Consider the following 263-nt stretch of genomic DNA (forward strand, 5'->3'; position numbering starts at 1 on the left):
CAAACTGTTCACTTCACTAATGAAGATAAAGATGGTAATAGTGGCTACAAGGATCCAGTAACAGGCGAGATTAAATACAATACTGACTGGCATGTAGCAAGTGATTTGAATGCTAAGACTGGTAGCTGGGAAGAATATACAGCACCATCAGTAACAGGTTACACTCCATCACAAGCTAAGGTAGAAGCAAAAACAGTAACTGCAGAAACTGAAGCTGCTAGCGTAACAATTAGCTACACTAAGAATGCAGATATTCCAGTACC

Annotated in this window: 1 protein-coding gene; it reads left to right on the forward strand. The window is 39.9% G+C overall.

Annotation, left to right across the window (positions count from 1 at the left end; translation table 11 throughout):
- The coding region (locus FC45_RS07820; protein WP_162257480.1) for a mucin-binding protein at positions 1–263 on the forward strand (263 nt) is incomplete at both ends.

It is taken from the genome of Lactobacillus jensenii DSM 20557 (genome assembly GCF_001436455.1).
GTDB classification, from domain to species: Bacteria; Bacillota; Bacilli; order Lactobacillales; family Lactobacillaceae; genus Lactobacillus; species Lactobacillus jensenii.